This is a genomic window from Aeromicrobium sp., from assembly GCF_036676885.1.
Lineage (GTDB): Bacteria > Actinomycetota > Actinomycetes > Propionibacteriales > Nocardioidaceae > Aeromicrobium.
Window position 1 is genome coordinate 1 of the sequence record NZ_JAKFCB010000057.1, and the last position, 4,614, is coordinate 4,614.

4 protein-coding genes are annotated in these 4,614 nt (G+C 71.3%); 3 read left to right on the top strand and 1 reads right to left on the bottom strand.

The genetic code is table 11. The features are described 5' to 3' along the window. On the bottom strand, positions 1-615 hold a 615-nt coding region (locus V6M46_RS03195; RefSeq protein WP_332662324.1), incomplete at its 3' end, for a threonine/serine exporter family protein. A 49-nt stretch (positions 616-664) separates the two neighbouring features. On the opposite strand from V6M46_RS03195, the gene V6M46_RS03200 reads away from it, so the two are divergent. The 3 genes from V6M46_RS03200 to V6M46_RS03210 form a co-directional block, all read left to right on the top strand. Further along, complete coding sequence (locus tag V6M46_RS03200; protein WP_332662325.1) at positions 665-1,651, top strand: alpha/beta hydrolase; 987 nt, start codon at positions 665-667, stop codon at positions 1,649-1,651. Between the two features lie 53 nt (positions 1,652-1,704). After that, the gene (locus tag V6M46_RS03205) at positions 1,705-3,660 is read left to right on the top strand and encodes a DNA polymerase III subunit gamma and tau (protein WP_332662326.1); all 1,956 of its coding nucleotides are present in this window, start codon (positions 1,705-1,707) and stop codon (positions 3,658-3,660) included. Continuing rightward, positions 3,638-4,614: chorismate-binding protein (locus tag V6M46_RS03210; protein ID WP_332662327.1), on the top strand; the 977-nt coding region annotated here is incomplete at its 3' end. The genes V6M46_RS03205 and V6M46_RS03210, both read left to right, overlap by 23 nt.

Below are 4,614 nucleotides of genomic sequence, written 5' to 3' on the forward strand. Positions count from 1 at the left end.
GATGCTGGCGGTGATGACGAGCGAGGGATCCGTCGAGATGTGCGCGGCTGACGCCCCGACCGCGAGCAGCGAGGCGAACAGCCCGCCGGCGACCTGCGCGTAGAAGAACGGCAGCCGGAGCCGCGACAGGAAGCGCTGCAGGATCTCGAGCCCGATCGCGGCGATCGCGGCGATCAGGGTGACGATCCAGTCGCCGCCGATCAGCATCGCGACACCGGCCCCGATCGCGCCCCAGCTCAGCGTGACGGCCCAGCGCGGGGTGTGATGGCCCGTCGACGAGATCTGGGCCAGCCGGATGCGGGCCTCCTCGAGGTCGATCTCGTCCGACAGCAGGTCGCTGACGAGGTGGTCGACCCGGGTGAGGTCGTCGAAGTCGGTCTCGCGCTGCTTGACGTGCCGCGTCGCCGAGACGGCCAGGTCATCGGGGGAGGACTGGTAGCTCATGTTGACCGTCGTGAACGTCACGTCGACGAGCGGCTGCCGCAGGCCCAGGTGGTGCGCGATCGACGACATCGTGGCCGTGACATCAGCGGCACCCGCGCCGTTGGCGAGGAGCATGTCGCCGACCCGCAGGGCGAGGTCGAGGATGCGCTGGATCTCACGGGTCTCGGTCACCGTCCCATACTGTTGGACGCGACGTCCGAGTCCAAACGAGGAGAGCCGAATGACGGAGTGGGTCCCTGACGAGCTGGGTGAGGGATACGAGCAGCACACGATCCCGCTCGGGGTCGATCCCGACGGTGAGGGCGAGGTCGAGGCGACCCTGGTGCGCCGGGTGCCCGCAGAGGCGTACGAGACCGCGGTGCTCTACGTCCACGGGTTCAGCGACTACTTCTTCCAGCGCGAGCTCGCCGAGTTCTTCGCCGATCGGGGTTTCGCGTTCTACGCCCTCGACCTGCGCAAGTGCGGGCGCTCCCGCCGCGAGGGGCAGACGGGTCACTACGTCTCCGACCTCGCGCTCTACGACGCCGAGCTCGACGCGGCGCTCGACATCATCCGCGCGGAGACCGGCGGCAAGCACGTCCTGCTGTCCGCCCACTCCACCGGCGGCCTGATCATGGCGCTGTGGCTCCACCGGCTCAACCAGCAGCCCGGTGGCAGCAAGGGTGCCGGCGTCGCCGGCGCCGTGTTCAACAGCCCTTGGCTCGACCTGCAGGGCGCCCCGTGGATGCGTACGGTCGGCACCGCGGTGATCGCGACGATGGCCCGGATCAAGCCCAAGTCGATCATCAAGCTGCCGCACGCGGATGCGTACGGCACCAGCCTGCACGTCAGCGCGCACGGTGAGTGGGACTTCAACACCGCGTTCAAGCCGCTCGAGGGTTTCCCGGTCTCCTACGGCTGGCTGACCGCGATCCGGCGTGGCCACGCCGCCCTGCACAAGGGGCTCGACATCGGTGTGCCGTCGCTGGTGCTCCGCTCGACGCGGAGCCGCTTCGCCCGGCGCTACCACGAGGAGGTCGCGACAGCCGACGCCGTGCTCGACGTCAAGCAGATCGCGCGCTGGGCCGGTTGCCTCGGCGACCAGGTCACGGTCGTGCCGATCGAGGGCGCCAAGCACGACGTGTTCATCTCGCACGAGGAGCCGCGGCGGGCCGCATATGACGCGGTTGACGACTGGCTGCGCGTCAAGGAGCTCGTCAGCTCCTGACCGAGAAGCCGACGGCCTCGTCAGCGTCGGACCGGGTCTATAGAGTTCAGGTCGTGGATGCCCCTCTTGCCCTTTACCGCCGCTACCGGCCGGAGACGTTCGCCGAGGTGATCGGGCAGGACCATGTGACCGAGCCGTTGCGCCACGCGCTGGCCGCCAACCGGGTCAACCACGCCTACCTGTTCTCCGGTCCGCGAGGCTGCGGCAAGACGACCAGTGCGCGCATCCTCGCCAGGGCGCTCAACTGCGAGAAGGCGCCGATCGCCGACCCGTGCGGCGAGTGCCAGAGCTGTCGGGACCTGGCGCGCGGCGGGCCCGGCAGCATCGATGTCATCGAGATCGACGCCGCGAGCCACGGCGGTGTCGACGATGCACGTGACCTGCGCGAACGCGCGTTCTTCGCCCCGGTCAGCAGCCGCTACAAGGTCTACATCATCGACGAGGCGCACATGGTGTCGCCGCAGGGCTTCAACGCGCTGCTCAAGCTCGTCGAGGAGCCCCCGCCGCACCTCCGCTTCATCTTCGCGACGACCGAGCCCGACAAGGTCATCGGCACGATCCGGTCGCGCACGCACCACTATCCGTTCCGGCTGGTCCCGCCCAAGACCCTCGGCGACTACCTGCTGCAGCTCTGCGAGGCAGAGCACGTCACGCTCGAGCCGAGCGCGCTGCCGCTCGTCGTACGCGCGGGGCAGGGCTCGGTCCGTGACACCCTCAGCGTCCTCGACCAGCTGCTCGGCGGCGCCGGCCCCGAGGGCGTGACCTACGATCTCGCGGTGCAGCTGCTGGGCTACACGCCCGACTCGCTGCTCGACGAGGCGATCGATGCGTTCGCCGCGAGCGACGGCTCGACGGTGTTCGGCGTCGTCGACAAGGTCATCGAGTCCGGCCAGGACCCACGCCGGTTCGCCGAGGACCTCCTGCAGCGACTGCGCGACCTGGTGATCGTCGCCGCGGTGCCCGACGCGCTGTCCAAGGGTCTGCTCGACGTTCCGGGCGACCGGGCCGAGCGGCTGCTCAGCCAGGCCAGCAACTTCGGCCCGTCTGAGCTGACCCGGGCCGCCGACATCGTCAACGCCGCGCTGATCGAGTTCCGCGGCGCCACGGCGCCCCGGCTGCTGCTCGAGCTGATGTGCGCACGGATCCTCGTGCCCGGCTCCGACAACTCGGCGCAGGGCTTCCAGGCCCGGCTCGACCGGCTCGAGCGCCGCCTGTCGATCGACCCCGGTGCCGCTCCCGCCCCGGTTGCCGCCCCTGCTCCGGCCGCACCTGCGTCACCGCCGGTCGTCGAGGCGCCCCCCGTAGCGCCGCCCGCGGAGGCCGAGCCCAGCCCGATCGTCGAGTCCGTGCCCGCTCCCGTTGCCGAGCCGGAGGCTGTCGTGCCAGCCCCCGTCGCCGAGCCCGCGGCCGTCGAGCCTGCGCCGGTGGCCCCGCCGGAGGGTGTCCAGCCGGCTCCGGTCGCCGCGCCGGCGCAGTCCGAGCCGCCGTCGACCGGGTCGCTCACGATCGCCGACGTACGCCGGCTGTGGCCGGAGATCCTCGACAAGATCCGTGACCTGCGGCGCTTCGCATGGGTCATGCTGAGCCAGAACGCCCAGGTCACCGCGCTCGACGGCTCGACGCTGACGATCGCGCTGGTCAACGCGGGCGCCCGCGACTCGTTCATCAACAGCCGGTCCGAGGAGTACGTCCAGCAGGCGCTCCACGCCGTGCTCGGGGTCACCTGGAAGATCGAGGCGATCGTCGACCCGAGCGCCCGTCCCGGCGCGACCGGCTCCGACGAACCCGCCTCGGCCGACCCGAGCCCCGCCGCGCCGCGCAAGGGCGTCTCGGCGCCGGAGTCCGTACGCGAGGCGCTGCGTGACCCCGTCACGCCGGAGACTCGTGAGGACCCCGATGCAACCGCCACGCGCGACGATCCGGTCGTCGAGCAGGAGGACATCGATCCCGAGGACCTCCTGACCCGGGAGCTGGGGGCGCAAGTCATTGACGAGTCCCGCACCGACTGACGCCGGCCTCGGCCGCCGGCGTCTCGATCTCGATCTCGACCCGCTCGACGTCCTCCGGAGGTTCCGGGGCCGCGAGCGGCTCGTGGCGCTGCTCGGCGCCTGGCACCACGGCGAGGCGCTGATCGCGTTCGACCCCGTCGCGGTGCTCGACGGCGACCCGTTCACCGGCATCGACCTCGACCCGTTGCCGTCCGACGTCGGCGGATTCGGGGGCGGGTGGATCGGCGCGTGGGGCTACCAGCTCGGCCGCCTCGTCGAGGAGCTGCCGGCCGCGCCGCACCGCCCGATCCCGCAGCCGGATCACCGCATCGCGTTCTACGATCACGTCCTGCGCCGCACCGACGGCACCTGGTGGCTCGAATCGCTGCGCCGCGACGACGAGCGCGACGCCCGCATCGTCGAGACGCTCCGGGCGGACCCCGCGGACCCGCAGGCGTACGAGGTCGGGACGTTCGAGATGACGCCGACGCCCGATGCGCACCGTGCCGCACTCACGACCGTGCTGGAGCACATCGCGGCCGGTGACATCTTCCAGGCCAACCTGTGCGCGCGGCTCGAGGCGCCGTTCGCCGGCGACCCGCTCGACGTGTTCTGTGCCGGGGTCGAGCGGCTGCACCCCGCGTACGCCGCGTTCGTCTCCAGCCCCGAGGGAGCGCTCGCGAGCCTGTCGCCGGAGCTGTTCCTGCGCCGCACGGGCGACGAGGTCCTGAGCTCGCCGATCAAGGGCACGGCACCACTGGACACCGACCCCGACGAGCTCGTGGCCTCGGCCAAGAACCGCGCCGAGAACATCATGATCGTCGACCTGATGCGCAACGACCTGGGCCGGGTCAGCGTGCCCGGCTCGGTGCGCGTACCCGCCATCACCCGCGCGGAGCGGCATGCCGTCTGGCACCTGGTGTCGGACGTCGTCGGCCACCTGGGCCATGGCGTTCGCGACTCGGAGCTGCTGCG